This window comes from Sulfitobacter sp. R86518, assembly GCF_042466275.1.
Taxonomy (GTDB): domain Bacteria; phylum Pseudomonadota; class Alphaproteobacteria; order Rhodobacterales; family Rhodobacteraceae; genus Sulfitobacter; species Sulfitobacter pontiacus.
In genome coordinates this window covers 2,423,548-2,436,247 of sequence record NZ_JAXHCA010000005.1, presented here as the reverse complement: position 1 = coordinate 2,436,247, position 12,700 = coordinate 2,423,548, and the positions used below count along the sequence as shown (strand labels likewise).

Here is a 12,700-nt window from a genome sequence, read left to right as displayed (position 1 = left end):
AAGACTGAGCGCCGGACGATCGGGGTGCAATATGCACCAGACGCACTGGACCAAACCTGCCTCGGCAACTGACAATTAGGAGCTTTAAATGTCACGTCGTCACGCCGCTGAAAAACGCGAAGTACTGCCAGACGCCAAGTACGGTGATCTGGTTCTCACCAAATTCATGAACAACCTGATGATCGACGGTAAGAAGTCGGTTGCCGAGCGTATCGTTTACAACGCGATGAACCGTGTTGAAGACAAAATCAAACGCGCGCCCATCGAAGTCTTCCACGAAGCGCTGGACAACATCAAGCCGTCCGTCGAAGTGCGTTCGCGCCGCGTTGGTGGTGCCACGTATCAGGTTCCTGTCGAAGTACGCCCCGAGCGTCGCGAAGCACTGGCGATCCGCTGGTTGATCAAAGCGTCCCGCGCCCGCAACGAGAACACCATGGAAGAGCGCCTTGCAGGTGAGCTTCTGGACGCTGTTCAATCGCGCGGTACTGCTGTTAAGAAGCGCGAAGACACCCACAAGATGGCCGACGCGAACAAAGCGTTCAGCCACTACCGCTGGTAATTCGGGCGGCATAAGCCGTTCCCGTCGCGTCCCACCCCGGGGCGCGATTTATCCGTTTCAGATATATTCGAGGAAGCAGCCCAATGGCACGCGACTATCCGCTCTCACGCTACCGCAATTTCGGCATCATGGCCCACATCGACGCAGGCAAAACCACCTGCTCCGAACGGATCCTGTTTTACACTGGTAAGTCCCACAACATCGGCGAAGTGCACGACGGTGCCGCTACGATGGACTGGATGGAGCAGGAGCAGGAACGCGGTATTACAATTACCTCCGCTGCGACGACAACTTTCTGGCAGCGCCAGGAAGAGCCAACAGCCGACGCGACATCCGACACCAAGTACCGGATGAACATCATCGACACCCCCGGCCACGTTGACTTCACCATCGAAGTTGAACGTTCGCTGGCCGTTCTTGACGGCGCGGTTGCTGTTCTTGACGCCAACGCCGGTGTTGAGCCCCAGACCGAAACCGTTTGGCGCCAAGCGGACCGCTACAAGGTTCCACGCATCGTTTTCGTCAACAAAATGGACAAAATCGGCGCTGACTTCTTCAACTGCGTGAAGATGATCAAAGACCGTACCGGTGCGACACCTGCGCCGATCCAAATTCCGATCGGTGCCGAAACCGAGCTGGAAGGCATGATCGATCTGGTTACCATGAAAGAATGGGTCTGGGCCGGTGAAGATCTTGGCGCGAGCTGGGAACAACGCGAAATCCGTGCCGAGTTGAAAGACCTGGCCGACGAATGGCGCGCGCATCTGATCGAGACTGCGGTCGAGATGGATGACGAAGCCATGGAAAACTACCTGATGGACGGCGCAGAGCCTGACGTCGACACCCTGCGCGGTCTGATCCGTAAAGGGACACTGGCGATCAAGTTCATCCCCGTACTCTGCGGCTCCGCGTTCAAGAACAAAGGTGTTCAGCCTCTGTTGAACGCTGTTATCGACTATCTGCCATCCCCGATGGACGTTGTTGACTACATGGGCTTCAAACCAGGCGACGAGACAGAGACACGTAACATCCCACGCCGTGCGGATGACGACATGGCCTTCTCCGGTCTGGCGTTCAAAATCATGAACGACCCCTTTGTTGGCTCGCTGACCTTTACCCGCATCTACTCCGGTGTGCTGAACAAGGGCGACACGCTCTTGAACTCCACCAAAGGTAAGAAAGAGCGCGTCGGTCGTATGATGATGATGCACTCCAACGATCGTGAAGAAATTCAAGAAGCGTTCGCGGGCGACATCATCGCGCTGGCAGGTCTGAAAGACACAACAACCGGTGACACGCTTTGCGCCGTCAACGACCCTGTTGTTCTTGAAACAATGACCTTCCCAGATCCGGTTATCGAAATCGCGGTTGAGCCTAAAACCAAGGCTGACCAAGAGAAGATGTCCACCGGTCTGGCGCGTCTGGCTGCAGAAGATCCCTCCTTCCGCGTTGAAACGGATCTGGAATCCGGTCAGACCATCATGAAGGGCATGGGCGAACTTCACCTCGACATTCTGGTGGACCGTCTGCGTCGTGAATTCAAAGTTGAAGCGAACATCGGTGCGCCTCAGGTTGCCTACCGCGAGACCATCTCGCGCGAAGCAGAAATCACCTACACCCACAAGAAACAGTCCGGTGGTTCCGGTCAGTTCGCCGAGGTGAAGATGATCCTGATGCCAACCGAGCCAGGCGAAGGCTATTCCTTCGAAAGCCGCATCGTTGGTGGTGCCGTTCCGAAAGAATACATCCCAGGCGTCGAAAAAGGGATCAACTCGGTCATGGACTCCGGTCCTTTGGCGGGCTTCCCGGTCATCGACTTCAAGGTTGCTCTGATCGACGGTAAATTCCACGACGTCGACTCCAGCGTTCTTGCGTTTGAAATCGCGGCCCGTATGGGTATGCGCGAAGGCATGCGTAAAGCTGGTGCGAAACTGCTCGAACCGATCATGAAAGTCGAAGTTATCACTCCTGAGGACTACACAGGCGGGATCATCGGCGATCTGACATCGCGTCGCGGTCAGGTTCAGGGGCAGGACACACGCGGGAACGCAATCGCGATCGACGCACAGGTGCCGCTGGCCAACATGTTCGGCTACATCAACACGCTGCGTTCGATGTCGTCGGGTCGTGCGAACTTCACCATGCAGTTCTCGCACTACGAACCTGTTCCGCAGAACATCTCTGACGAGATCCAAGCGAAATTCGCGTAACTGGCGCGTTGCAATAACTGGGACGGCGGGGATAACCCCGCCCTACCCAAACCGTAGGGTGGGTGTCCAACCCACCGCCCAATTTGAAAACCAAGGAGGCCACCATGGCTAAGGCAAAGTTTGAACGTAATAAACCACACGTTAACATCGGTACCATTGGTCACGTTGACCACGGCAAAACCACGTTGACCGCGGCGATCACCAAGTACTTCGGCGACTTCCGCGCCTATGACCAGATTGACGGCGCGCCCGAAGAAAAAGCACGCGGCATCACCATCTCGACCGCACACGTTGAGTATGAGACCGAAGGTCGTCACTACGCCCACGTCGACTGCCCAGGCCACGCTGACTATGTGAAAAACATGATCACCGGTGCGGCGCAGATGGACGGCGCGATCCTGGTTGTGAACGCTGCTGATGGCCCCATGCCACAGACCCGCGAGCACATCCTGCTGGGCCGTCAGGTCGGCATCCCCGCCATGGTTGTCTACATGAACAAAGTAGACCAGGTGGACGATGAAGAACTGCTGGAACTGGTTGAAATGGAAATCCGCGAACTGCTGTCTTCCTACGACTACCCAGGCGACGACATCCCTGTGATCCCCGGTTCCGCTCTGGCGGCGATGGAAGGCCGTGACGAGAACATCGGCGAGAACTCCATCCGCAAGCTGATGGAAGAAGTCGACAACTACATCCCAACACCAGAGCGCGCTGTTGACCAGCCGTTCCTGATGCCTGTGGAAGACGTCTTCTCGATCTCCGGTCGTGGTACAGTTGTGACCGGCCGTGTTGAGCGTGGCGTGATCAACGTTGGCGACGAAATCGAAATCGTTGGCATCCGCGACACCAAGAAAACCACATGTACCGGCGTTGAAATGTTCCGCAAACTGCTGGACCGTGGGGAAGCTGGCGACAACATCGGCGCCCTGCTGCGCGGTATCGACCGTGAAGGCGTTGAGCGTGGTCAGGTTCTGTGTAAGCCAGGTTCGGTTAAGCCGCACACGAAGTTCACAGCCGAAGCCTATATCCTCACCAAAGAAGAGGGTGGCCGTCACACGCCGTTCTTCGCGAACTACCGTCCACAGTTCTACTTCCGGACCACAGACGTCACCGGTACCGTTCAGCTGCCAGAAGGCACTGAAATGGTTATGCCTGGCGACAACCTGCAGTTCGACGTGGAACTGATCGCCCCCATCGCGATGGAAGACGGTCTGCGCTTCGCGATCCGCGAAGGCGGTCGTACCGTTGGCGCGGGCGTGGTTTCCAAAATCACCGAGTAAGCCATCCCGCGGGTCACCCCGCGCACCGGCGACAAGACGAAGGCCGCTCCCAATCGGGGCGGCCTTTTTCGTGGCTTAGGGGCGTGCGGTGCTGGCTGTGACACTACTGCTTTGACCGCTGATTGCGGTCGTACTGGGCGGATTTGAGCGAAACCTCGGATTCCCCCCTTGCCACATGGCGCGACTCGACCTATAGAGCGCAAGTCTCAGCGGGGTGCGTTTTTACGCGCCCCGTTTGATTTACGACAAAACGCAATGAAGGGCCGTGATGAGGCGTCTCTTCCTCTTCGTTTCTACTCCCAATGAGGGATGATGACATATGGCACAAAGCCAAAATATCCGCATCCGTTTGAAGGCGTTCGATTACCGCGTGCTGGATGCGTCCACACAGGAAATCGTTAACACCGCCAAGCGTACCGGTGCATCTGTTCGCGGCCCAATCCCGCTGCCGAACAAGATCGAAAAATTCACAGTTCTGCGTGGCCCACACGTTGACAAGAAATCCCGTGACCAGTTCGAAATCCGCACGCACAAGCGTCTGCTGGATATCGTTGATCCGACCCCCCAGACCGTGGACGCGCTGATGAAGCTCGACCTGGCCGCTGGTGTGGACGTCGAGATCAAGCTGCAGTCATAAGCGTAGGAGGGTAATAATATGTTGCGCTCAGGCGTTATTGCAAAAAAGATGGGCATGACCCGTTTGTTCATGGAAGACGGCAAGCAGATCCCTGTGACCGTTCTTCAGCTCGACAAACTGCAGGTTGTTGCTCAGCGTACCCCCGAGAAGGACGGCTACACAGCTGTTCAGCTTGGTGCAGGTACAGCTAAGGCCAAGCGGACGTCGCAGGCCATGCGTGGTCACTTTGCTGCGGCAAAGGTTGAACCCAAGCGTAAGGTTGCGGAGTTCCGTGTGGACCCCGAAGCCATGTTGAACGTTGGCGAAGAAATCATCGCCGATCACTACTTTGCTGGTCAGTATGTTGACGTTGCAGGCACCTCCATCGGTAAAGGTTTTGCCGGTGCGATGAAACGCCACAACTTTGGCGGTCTGCGTGCGACACACGGTGTTTCGATCTCTCACCGTTCGCATGGTTCGACAGGTCAGTGTCAGGATCCAGGCAAGGTTTTCAAAGGCAAGAAAATGGCCGGTCACATGGGTGCTGCCCGTGTTACCACGCAGAACCTCGAAGTTGTCAAAACTGACAGCGCACGCGGTCTGATCATGGTCAAAGGTGCCGTACCAGGCTCCAAAGGTGGTTGGGTGACTGTTAAGGACGCGGTGAAAAAGCCGTTCCCAGCAGACGCGATCCTGCCTGCCGCTTTGAAATCCGCCGCTGACGAAGCCGCGAAAGCCGCTGAAGAAGCCGCCGCAGCAGCCGCTGCAGAGGCCGAAGCAGAAGCAGCACGCTTGGCAGAAGAGCAAGCAGCGACCGAAGCTGCCGCACTTGCCGAAGCCGAAGCATCCATTGAGTTGGACAAGAAGGAAGGTGACGAATGAAACTTGATGTCATCAAACTCGACGGCGGCGCAGCCGGTTCGGTAGACTTGGACGAGGCCCTGTTCGGTCTTGAGCCACGCGCCGACATTCTGCACCGTGTTGTCCGCTGGCAGCGTAACAACGCGCAGCAGGGTACGCACAAGGTCAAGACACGGTCCGAGGTCAGCTATTCGACCAAGAAGATCTATCGTCAGAAAGGCACCGGCGGCGCACGCCACGGCGCACGTTCTGCACCGATCTTCCGTTCGGGTGGTATCTACAAGGGTCCAACCCCTCGTAGCCATGGCCACGACCTGACCAAGAAGTTCCGCAAACTGGGTCTGCGCCACGCTTTGTCTTCCAAGGCAAAAACCGGCAACCTGGTCATCATCGACGATGCCACATCCGATGGGAAAACCGCTGCTTTGGCCAAACAGGTTAAGAACCTGGGCTGGAAACGCGCGTTGATCATCGACGGTGCCTCGGTAAATGAGAACTTCTTGCAAGCCGCGCGCAACATCGAAGGTCTGGATATCCTGCCGACGATGGGTGCAAACGTCTATGACATCCTCAAGCGTGACACTCTCGTGATCACCAAAGCGGGGATCGAAGCACTGGAGGCCCGTTTGAAATGAGCGCCAAGCACGAACATTACGATGTGATCCGCAAGCCGATCATCACTGAAAAAGCGACAATGGCTTCCGAGCACAATGCAGTCGTTTTCGAAGTTGCGATCGACAGCAACAAGCCAATGATCAAAGAAGCTGTTGAGGCTCTCTTTGGTGTCAAGGTGAAGGCCGTGAACACGACCATCACCAAAGGCAAGGCAAAGCGTTTCCGAGGCCAGATGGGTCGCCGGAAAGACGTGAAGAAGGCTTACGTTACGCTTGAAGAAGGTAACTCCATCGACGTATCCACCGGTCTGTAAGTCAGCCTGGACGTAAAAGTTAAAGGGCCCCTCGCTGCAAGGCGGGGGGCCTTTTCCGTTTTCAGGGCGGTGGTGCCTGGATGATACCCGCTGCGCATGTCGCGCGGGAACCTGCCGACCTACGGCGCGTTGACCTTGCACATCACGTCAAAGGAATGGCCCCGCTGAATGGTGGCCGGCTTTGCCCGAAGGGATAGCGCCACAATGTCGACCAACTCCGTCCAGTCCACCCGATCAGAGATCCTGTCTCATAATGACCCCGACGATTTCGCCTGGGCCGTGCCGATCATGCGGACGGGGTATGCCGGGCGCGGATTGGTTTACCTTGTCGTGGCCGGGCTGTCGCTCTGGTCCGTTGTATCTGGTGGTCAGGCCGAGGGCACCAAGTCGACGCTGCAGTCGTTAGACGGCGCGACGGGGGTTGCAGTGATTTTTGCGATCGCCACGGGCATGTTCGCCTATGCGATCTGGCGCGCAGTTGATAGCTTTTGGGATCTTGAGGCATATGGCAGCGGGGCCAAGGGCATCGTTGCGCGGTTCGGGATGCTGGTCACAGGCCTGATCCACGGTGCCATCGGTGCGCTGGCTGTGACGGTGCTGGGGGTGGCGTCGTCTGGCTCTAGCAGTAAGGAGTTGCTGAACCAGTTTTTGCAGACCACAGCGGGCGTGTGGGTTGTGGGCGGGATCGGTCTGGCGACGATGGGCACGGGGTTCTACTATTTCTACAAGGCCGCGTCGCAGTCGTATCGCGAACATTTGGAAGCGAACCACTTTACCCTGCATTGGAATCCGCTGTTGCGTATCGGCGTGGCTGCGCAGGGTGTCGTGGTGCTGATCATCGGTGGTTTGATCGCCTATGCCGCGATAAGCGCCAATGCGTCGAGTGCAGGCGGCATTGATGCGGCGTTTGAATGGTTGCACCAGCAGGCCTACGGACGGGTGCTGGTTGGGCTGCTCTGTACTGGATTGCTGATGTTTTCGCTGTTCTGCTTTGTGAATGCGGTCTACCGTATTGTACCGAAGGCTGCCGACCCGTCGGTTGAAAGCGTCGCGCGCAAGGTCAAGGCGATGGCGTCCTGACGGGCACCGCGTAGGTCTACGTCGGGTTTTCGAGACTATTCCCGAACGCTCCCTTGACCCTCGGCTGATCCTCCCCTAAACGACCCCATCGGCAGTGCCCCGGATTCGTCCGGGGCTGTGTCGTTTTGCGCATTGGTGAGTTCTAGCCACGCGCGAGGTTGGGCAAAGGGGTTCTTTGTCTGGCATTTCAAATTGGGGACCTTCGGGGCCCTACAACCATCTCGGCACCAGCACGACGGGGCCGGGGACAAGCAAAACGGAAGACAGAGAACATGGCACTCAAGTCGTACAAACCGACGACGCCAGGCCAGCGTGGGCTGGTACTGATCGACCGTTCGGAGCTTTGGAAAGGCCGCCCGGTCAAATCCCTTACACAGGGTTTGACCAAATCTGGCGGTCGGAACAACACCGGACGGATCACAATGCGTCGCACAGGCGGTGGGGCAAAGCGCCTTTACCGTATCGTCGATTTCAAGCGCAACAAGCTGGACATGTCCGCGGTTGTCGCACGTATCGAATATGACCCTAACCGGACCGCATTCATCGCACTGATCCAGTACGAAGACGGCGAACAGGCTTACATCCTGGCCCCACAGCGTATCGCTGTTGGCGACAAGGTGATTTCCTCGGCCAAGGCCGACATCAAGCCTGGGAACGCTATGCCATTTTCGGGCATGCCAATCGGTACAATCGTTCACAACATCGAAATGAAGCCAGGCAAAGGCGGCCAGATCGCACGCGCCGCCGGTACCTACGCACAGTTCGTAGGCCGTGATGGTGGATACGCTCAGATCCGTTTGTCCTCGGGCGAACTGCGTCTGGTGCGTCAGGAATGCATGGCCACCGTTGGTGCCGTGTCCAACCCTGACAACTCCAACCAGAACTACGGTAAAGCGGGCCGCATGCGTCACAAGGGTATCCGCCCTTCGGTACGTGGTGTTGTTATGAACCCGATCGACCACCCTCACGGTGGTGGTGAAGGCCGTACATCGGGTGGTCGTCACCCTGTTACGCCTTGGGGCAAGCCCACGAAGGGTGCAAAAACCCGCAACAAGAACAAAGCGTCCAGCAAGCTTATCCTACGCTCGCGCCACGCCAAGAAGAAGGGGCGTTAATAGATGTCTCGTTCAGTATGGAAAGGTCCTTTTGTTGACTCTTATGTCCTCAAGAAGGCCGAAGCCTCCCGCGAAAGCGGTCGCAGCGAAGTGATCAAAATCTGGTCGCGCCGTTCCACGATCCTGCCACAGTTTGTTGGCCTGACGTTCGGCGTGTACAACGGTCACAAGCATATCCCAGTAAACGTCAGCGAAGAAATGATCGGTCAGAAGTTTGGTGAGTATTCGCCAACTCGCACCTATTATGGTCACGCAGCTGACAAAAAAGCGAAGCGGAAATAAGCCATGAGCAAGGATAAAAATCCCCGCCGCGTGGCTGACAACGAAGCCCGTGCAAAACTGCGCATGCTTCGCACAAGCCCGCAGAAACTGAACCTCGTCGCCGCGATGATCCGTGGCAAGAAGGTAGACAAGGCCCTGACGGACCTGACCTTCTCGAAAAAGCGGATCGCACAGGACGTGAAGAAATGTCTTCAGTCCGCCATCGCGAACGGCGAAAACAACCACAACCTTGACGTGGATGAACTGGTCGTTGCCGAAGCATATGTCGGCAAGAACCTGATCATGAAGCGTGGTCGTCCACGTGCGCGTGGCCGTTTCGGCAAGATCATCAAGCCGTTTTCGGAAATCACGATTGTCGTGCGTCAAGTTGAGGAGCAAGCCTGATGGGTAACAAAGTAAATCCGATCGGTATGCGTCTTCAGGTCAACCGCACCTGGGACAGCCGCTGGTACGCCGATACGAAGGACTATGGTGATCTTCTGCTCGAAGACCTCGCCATCCGTGACTTCATCAAGAAAGAATGTGCACAGGCCGGTATCGCCCGTGTGATCATCGAACGCCCACACAAGAAGTGCCGCGTCACGATCCACACAGCGCGCCCCGGTGTGATCATCGGCAAGAAAGGTGCAGACATCGAAGGTCTGCGTCAGAAAATCGCCAAGATCACCAAATCTGACCTGCACCTCAACATCGTTGAAGTGCGCAAGCCAGAGCTGGACGCAGCCCTTGTTGGTGAATCCATCGCACAGCAGCTGGAACGCCGGGTCTCTTTCCGTCGCGCCATGAAGCGAGCGGTACAGAACGCCATGCGTATGGGTGCCCTGGGTATCCGTGTGAACGTTGCTGGTCGTCTGGGTGGTGCAGAAATCGCGCGTACCGAATGGTACCGTGAAGGCCGCGTGCCGCTCCACACTCTGCGTGCCGACATCGATTACGCGCATGTTGAAGCGTCGACCGCTTACGGCATCATCGGGATCAAAACCTGGATCTTCAAAGGCGAGATCATGGAACATGACCCGGCTGCGCGTGACCGCAAGGCACAAGAAATGCAAGACGGCCCAGCACCACGCGGTGCCGGCGGTCGTCGCTAAGGGGGAATGAAAGATGCTACAACCAAAGCGTACTAAATTCCGCAAGCAGCACAAAGGCCGTATCAAAGGTGTGGCAAAGGGCGGGTCTGACCTGAACTTTGGTACCTACGGTCTGAAGGCTCTCGAGCCCGAGCGTGTAACTGCACGTCAGATCGAAGCTGCTCGTCGTGCCATGACGCGTCACATGAAGCGTCAAGGCCGTGTCTGGATCCGTATTTTCCCGGATGTACCTGTCACCGCAAAGCCCATCGAAGTTCGTATGGGTAAAGGTAAAGGTTCCGTGGATCGTTGGGTCTGCAAGGTCAAGCCAGGCCGTGTTATGTTCGAAATCGACGGTGTCGCCGAGGACGTTGCACAAGAAGCTCTGCGTCTTGCCGCGATGAAGCTGCCTATCAAAACCCGCGTCGTTGTACGCGAAGATTGGTAAGACCTTCGCTTCGACATCTGTCGGAGGAATGAATAGAAAAGCCCCCGCTGAGACATCAGCGGGGGCTTTTATTTTTGTCGGTCTCTGTAAGGGTTAGGTAAATAGCGTGGCGGGGCGGCGTGCCAGTTTTTGCCAGACCATCGCGATGACAATGGTCATGCCCACATGCCCCACGAAGGATGACTGCGTGTAGGTGCCAAAACCCATCATGAAGCTACGCCCCATCAGCGGTGCCAAAATACCTTGGGCGACAAACCACAAGATGACTCCGGCCAGGGCACCCGCACCGAAATAGCCGAGCTGGGTCATCCGCTTGGTCAGATAGACCACCGCTGCAAATCCTAACGCGCCAATCAGGAAGTGGACGGCGAAGGCCGCGCCGTAAGTCAGGTCGAGGCCCAAAAGCTTTTTGCTTAGCCCGATGACCAGGTTCGCGGGCTCTAGCTTGACGCCGAACAGGACGGGAGAGGCGAGCCATGCGTAGGCCTCGAATGTGAGTTCGCCGACCAGACCGGCAAGGGCAAGGGCAAGGGCGGGCAGGGGGCTTTGGTTTGGGGTATCCACGTGGGGCTTCCTTATGTGCGCATCGTTTACGGTAACGGGGTCGAGATGGCACCGGGACACATGCAATCCTAGTCACAAGCTGTTGAACCCGCGGTGACGTGATCCAGCCCGCGATTTTTGAAACATTAATGCACGATGAATAAGCGGCGGCAGGGTCTAGCCAGCGCAAGGCGTGGCGCATAGGCTCGGGCTAACCTGCCTATAGGAGCTGACATGAAACATGTGCCCAAGCCCACCACCGACGAAGACCTGATCAAAGCATTTCTTGAGAAGGGGGGTACGATCAAAAAGGGCAAGACCAAGCCGATGCCGGATGATCTGGGGCTTAGCAATAATCAGTGGGGCAATAAGCTGACCAAAGAGGAAAAGGCCGCGATCAAAGAGCAAGAGGCGGCGCGCAAGGCAACGCCGCCCAAACGTGGTTAACCCCAGGCGTAGTTGAACGAGACCGAGATGCGATCGTCTTCGGACATGTTCATCGGCACTTCGTGCCGCAGCCAGCTTTCCCAAAGCAGCACGTCGCCGACGACGGGTTCTGCATAGACGAACTGGCGCAGCTCCCGCGGGGCGTCTTTCTTGCGACCGGGGGCAGCCATCATCATCGGCAGCCGCGGATCTTCGAGCTTAAGCGCGCTCGTGCCTTCGGGCATCGCCACATAGGTCGTGCCGGAGATCACCGAATGGGGATGGATATGCGCCGTATGGATACCGCCTTCGGGTAGGATGTTAATCCAGAGATCTTCAAGCTTGAGCTTGCGCCCGTCCAGATCAAACGCCAGTTCCTTTGCAAAAGCTTTGACGTGTTTATCCAGCGCTTTCTTGACCGTCTTGAAGATCGGGAAGCGCCACGGCAGATCGGTGAGCGATGCATAGCTGGTGTAGCCCGGGAAATCATGTTCCTCGCACCATTCCTGCCCGGCCTCGTCATCCTCGGCGATGGACAGGCACGCGGCCTCCAGCTCGGCCGGATCAACGGGTTGACCGTGCTCGGACAGGGCGGCGCGGTAAAGACGGGTGACGAAAAGGGATTCTATCTGTGACATAGGGCCGTTCTATATCAGCCTGTTCTGGGTGGCGATACGGTTTTATAGAAAGCTTGCTTGCCAAACAGGGGTAGGGCCTGTAGAGGAACCTTTCACATGAACTCCACCAGAATCATGGTCACCCATAAGGGGCCTACTGGTGATGTCGAAAGGAAGAGGCGATGAACGCCAAAGAACTGCACGACAAGACGCCGGATCAACTCCGCGATGAGCTTTTTAACCTGAAAAAAGAATCCTTCAACCTGCGTTTCCAGCAAGCCACAGGCCAGCTGGAAAACTCCGCACGTTTGAAGACCGTTAAGCGTGACGTCGCACGTGTCAAAACCGTTCTGAACCAGAAAGCCGCTGCCGCGGCATCTGCTGAATAATAGGAGCCTGAGAGTATGCCCAAACGTATCCTGACAGGCACCGTGACAAGCGATGCCAACGCACAGACAGTAACCGTTTCCGTAGAGCGTCGCTTTACGCACCCGGTTCTGAAGAAAACCATCCGTAAGTCCAAAAAATACCGGGCGCACGATGAGAACAACACATTCAAAGTGGGCGACGCTGTTCGCATCATCGAATGTGCACCAAAGTCGAAAACCAAACGTTGGGAAGTGCTGCAAGCCGCTGAGGCTTAAGGTACTGCTCGCTCGGGCCTG

The 12,700-nt window shown here is 56.8% G+C and carries 18 protein-coding genes; 16 read left to right on the top strand and 2 right to left on the bottom strand.

Features of this window, described 5'->3' with window-relative positions:
• Positions 1-88: 88 nt before the first annotated feature.
• The 13 genes from rpsG to rplP all read left to right on the top strand — a co-directional run bounded on the left by rpsG (position 89) and on the right by rplP (position 10,449).
• A complete protein-coding gene (gene rpsG, locus SJY36_RS13015; protein WP_005849857.1) occupies positions 89-559 on the top strand; it encodes a 30S ribosomal protein S7 in 471 nt (156 codons plus the stop codon).
• An 83-nt stretch (positions 560-642) separates the two neighbouring features.
• Positions 643-2,769 (top strand): elongation factor G, encoded by a 2,127-nt coding sequence (gene fusA / locus SJY36_RS13010; RefSeq protein WP_037941636.1) that lies wholly within the window; start codon positions 643-645, stop codon positions 2,767-2,769.
• Between the two features lie 104 nt (positions 2,770-2,873).
• Positions 2,874-4,049, top strand: coding sequence for an elongation factor Tu (gene tuf / locus SJY36_RS13005; RefSeq protein WP_005849852.1), 1,176 nt, complete (start codon positions 2,874-2,876; stop codon positions 4,047-4,049).
• Positions 4,050-4,368: 319 nt separating this feature from the next.
• Positions 4,369-4,686 carry a 30S ribosomal protein S10 gene (gene rpsJ / locus SJY36_RS13000; protein ID WP_005849850.1) on the top strand — a complete coding sequence of 106 codons (318 nt, stop codon included), beginning with the start codon at positions 4,369-4,371 and terminating at the stop codon, positions 4,684-4,686.
• Positions 4,687-4,704: 18 nt separating this feature from the next.
• A complete protein-coding gene (rplC, locus tag SJY36_RS12995; RefSeq protein WP_367581208.1) occupies positions 4,705-5,547 on the top strand; it encodes a 50S ribosomal protein L3 in 843 nt (280 codons plus the stop codon).
• Positions 5,544-6,161, top strand: coding sequence for a 50S ribosomal protein L4 (gene rplD, locus SJY36_RS12990; protein ID WP_009825301.1), 618 nt, complete (start codon positions 5,544-5,546; stop codon positions 6,159-6,161). Before rplC ends, rplD begins: the two co-directional genes overlap by 4 nt.
• Positions 6,158-6,454, top strand: a complete 297-nt coding sequence (locus SJY36_RS12985) for a 50S ribosomal protein L23 (protein WP_005849839.1) — start codon at positions 6,158-6,160, stop codon at positions 6,452-6,454. Before rplD ends, SJY36_RS12985 begins: the two co-directional genes overlap by 4 nt.
• A gap of 204 nt (positions 6,455-6,658) precedes the next feature.
• Positions 6,659-7,534 carry a DUF1206 domain-containing protein gene (locus SJY36_RS12980; RefSeq protein ID WP_386175655.1) on the top strand — a complete coding sequence of 292 codons (876 nt, stop codon included), beginning with the start codon at positions 6,659-6,661 and terminating at the stop codon, positions 7,532-7,534.
• Positions 7,535-7,806: 272 nt separating this feature from the next.
• Entirely contained in the window at positions 7,807-8,649 is an 843-nt protein-coding gene (rplB, locus tag SJY36_RS12975) for a 50S ribosomal protein L2 (RefSeq protein ID WP_005849835.1), read from the top strand.
• 3 nt (positions 8,650-8,652) lie between these two features.
• Positions 8,653-8,931: a 30S ribosomal protein S19 gene (gene rpsS / locus SJY36_RS12970; RefSeq protein WP_005849833.1), complete on the top strand. Its 279-nt coding sequence runs from the start codon at positions 8,653-8,655 to the stop codon at positions 8,929-8,931.
• A gap of 3 nt (positions 8,932-8,934) precedes the next feature.
• The gene (gene rplV, locus SJY36_RS12965; protein WP_005849831.1) at positions 8,935-9,315 is read left to right on the top strand and encodes a 50S ribosomal protein L22; all 381 of its coding nucleotides are present in this window, start codon (positions 8,935-8,937) and stop codon (positions 9,313-9,315) included.
• On the top strand, positions 9,315-10,022 hold the full coding sequence (gene rpsC / locus SJY36_RS12960; protein WP_005849830.1) for a 30S ribosomal protein S3: 708 nt from the start codon (positions 9,315-9,317) through the stop codon (positions 10,020-10,022). The genes rplV and rpsC overlap by 1 nt, the downstream gene beginning before the upstream one ends.
• Positions 10,023-10,035: 13 nt before the next feature.
• Positions 10,036-10,449 carry a 50S ribosomal protein L16 gene (gene rplP / locus SJY36_RS12955; protein WP_005849828.1) on the top strand — a complete coding sequence of 138 codons (414 nt, stop codon included), beginning with the start codon at positions 10,036-10,038 and terminating at the stop codon, positions 10,447-10,449.
• A gap of 93 nt (positions 10,450-10,542) precedes the next feature.
• Here rplP and SJY36_RS12950 read toward each other — a convergent pair whose 3' ends face one another.
• Positions 10,543-11,013 carry a hypothetical protein gene (locus SJY36_RS12950; RefSeq protein WP_386175652.1) on the bottom strand — a complete coding sequence of 157 codons (471 nt, stop codon included), beginning with the start codon at positions 11,011-11,013 and terminating at the stop codon, positions 10,543-10,545.
• A 213-nt stretch (positions 11,014-11,226) separates the two neighbouring features.
• Here SJY36_RS12950 and SJY36_RS12945 point away from each other — a divergent pair, with 213 nt between their 5' ends.
• On the top strand, positions 11,227-11,439 hold the full coding sequence (locus tag SJY36_RS12945; protein WP_005849822.1) for a hypothetical protein: 213 nt from the start codon (positions 11,227-11,229) through the stop codon (positions 11,437-11,439).
• Here the strand turns inward: SJY36_RS12945 and SJY36_RS12940 are convergent.
• Positions 11,436-12,056: a TIGR02466 family protein gene (locus SJY36_RS12940; protein ID WP_009825297.1), complete on the bottom strand. Its 621-nt coding sequence runs from the start codon at positions 12,054-12,056 to the stop codon at positions 11,436-11,438. The genes SJY36_RS12945 and SJY36_RS12940 overlap by 4 nt on opposite strands.
• Before the next feature lie 161 nt (positions 12,057-12,217).
• Between SJY36_RS12940 and rpmC the strand changes: the two genes are divergently transcribed.
• Together rpmC and rpsQ are read left to right on the top strand one after the other, a co-directional pair.
• A complete protein-coding gene (gene rpmC / locus SJY36_RS12935; protein WP_386175650.1) occupies positions 12,218-12,424 on the top strand; it encodes a 50S ribosomal protein L29 in 207 nt (68 codons plus the stop codon).
• A 15-nt stretch (positions 12,425-12,439) separates the two neighbouring features.
• Positions 12,440-12,679 (top strand): 30S ribosomal protein S17, encoded by a 240-nt coding sequence (gene rpsQ, locus SJY36_RS12930; protein ID WP_005849816.1) that lies wholly within the window; start codon positions 12,440-12,442, stop codon positions 12,677-12,679.
• Positions 12,680-12,700: the final 21 nt, after the last annotated feature.